Origin of the sequence: Photorhabdus sp. RM96S (genome assembly GCF_042879335.1) — a bacterium.
In the GTDB taxonomy this organism is placed as follows: Bacteria; Pseudomonadota; Gammaproteobacteria; order Enterobacterales; family Enterobacteriaceae; genus Photorhabdus; species Photorhabdus kayaii.
Genome location: NZ_JBHFKT010000124.1, coordinates 1 through 1170, shown reverse-complemented (window position 1 = coordinate 1170; position 1170 = coordinate 1). Strand labels below are relative to the sequence as shown.

The following is a 1170-nucleotide window of genomic DNA, read 5'->3' as shown; positions in this document are numbered from 1 at the left end:
ATTCTCCTTATTTTTCTTTTTAATACTCGCCCATGAATCCGAACCAGACCCTGATTGAACATTTAACCGTTGTGAAAGAAACTCGTTCTGACATCAATCGTCAATACGAGCTGATTGATGTTATTTTTCTTGTCATCAGCGCCATTCTCGCTGGCGCTGAAGGTTGGCAAGATATTGAAACTTATGGTCGGGCCAAAATTACGTGGCTGAAAAAATATCGCCCCTTTCTCAGTGGAATACCATGCCGACACACGGTTGCCAGAATTGTGCGCGCTATTGAACTTGATTCGCTGTTGGAGGCTTTGCTCAACTGGATCAATGAACAACGTGAACAGGCAGGGAAACCGGTCATTGCCTTCGATGGAAAAGTTCTGCGACGCGCCTACCGTAATGAAAAGCAAAACGCCGTCCAACTGGTCACGGCATATGATACGGAACAAGGATTAGTCCTGAGCCAGAAAGCCACTGCCACGAAAAACGGGGAAATCAGTATCGTGCGGCAGATGTTGGATATCCTTGACCTGAAAGGCAGCATCGTCACGCTGGATGCTTTGCATTGTCAGCGCCAAACGCTGGAAAAAATCAGCGAAAAGAAAGCCCATGTCGTGGTTCAGGTGAAAAAAAATCAACCCCATCTGTGGGAAGCCGTCCAATCGCAATTTCAGGCGGTGTTTGATGCCGGTAAAGAAAAAATTATCACGGAAGTTAAGCAAGAAGCCCATGGCCGGCGTGAAGAGCGTTATGTGTTTCAGTTAAAGCCCCAATTTACGGCAGAATTAATCGAGAAATGGCCGACCATTCGTAGCATTATCGCCGTAGAACGTCACCGGACACAAAATGGCAAAGGAACGGTGGACACGTCTTATTATGTGAGTTCCCTTTCGCCCAAGCATAAATCACTGGGATATTATATTCGCCAGCATTGGCGGATTGAAAATACCCAGCACTATATTCTTGATGTGGTCTTTAAAGAAGATGATTCACGAATTGTTCTGGAGGGTGCAGTTGAGAATCTGGCCTTATTCCGTCGTATCGTCCTGAATCTGGTCAAACAATGCGATTGCGGGGCACCGAGCCAAAGGAACAAGCTTAAAAAAGCGGGTTGGTGCGATGATTATCGGGCAAGAGTTTTCTTTGGATGAATAGCAGTCAAAGTATGCTCGTGCCCTG

Annotated in this window: 1 protein-coding gene; it reads left to right on the top strand. The window is 46.3% G+C overall.

Features of this window, described 5'->3' with window-relative positions; genetic code table 11:
• Positions 1 to 32 precede the first annotated feature (32 nt).
• Positions 33 to 1142: an ISAs1 family transposase gene (locus ACGF49_RS24550; protein ID WP_046973751.1), complete on the top strand. Its 1110-nt coding sequence runs from the start codon at positions 33 to 35 to the stop codon at positions 1140 to 1142.
• Positions 1143 to 1170: the final 28 nt, after the last annotated feature.

Coding starts and splice junctions, on each gene's coding strand:
- ACGF49_RS24550 (WP_046973751.1), top strand. CDS start 33: ATGAATCCGAACCAGACCCTGATTGAACATTTAACCGTTGTGAAAGAA.